The sequence below is a fragment of the Rhizobium ecuadorense genome, from assembly GCF_001187535.1.
Classification (GTDB): domain Bacteria; phylum Pseudomonadota; class Alphaproteobacteria; order Rhizobiales; family Rhizobiaceae; genus Rhizobium; species Rhizobium ecuadorense.
Genome location: NZ_LFIO01001873.1, coordinates 1 through 219 on the forward strand (window position 1 = coordinate 1; position 219 = coordinate 219).

1 pseudogene is annotated in these 219 nt (G+C 63.5%); it reads left to right on the forward strand.

Features of this window, described 5'->3' with window-relative positions:
• Window positions 1-219: pseudogene (locus tag AF337_RS39215) on the forward strand (universal stress protein); the annotation flags it as partial.

Consider the following 219-nt stretch of genomic DNA (forward strand, 5'->3'; position numbering starts at 1 on the left):
CATCTTCAGGGCGATAGCGGAGGCATCAGGCGCCTCCTCCGAGTGGCGCAGCTTTGCCACATCAACCGGATACGGCTCCGCACCGCTGATCGAAAGTGCGCGCAGCGCCGACCTCTTGATCGCCTCACAGGCCGACCCGGCCAGACCTTCCGACAGCTACGTCGACGTCGACAGCTTCCTCTTCGAAAGCGGCCGGCCGGTGCTGATGATCCCCTATAT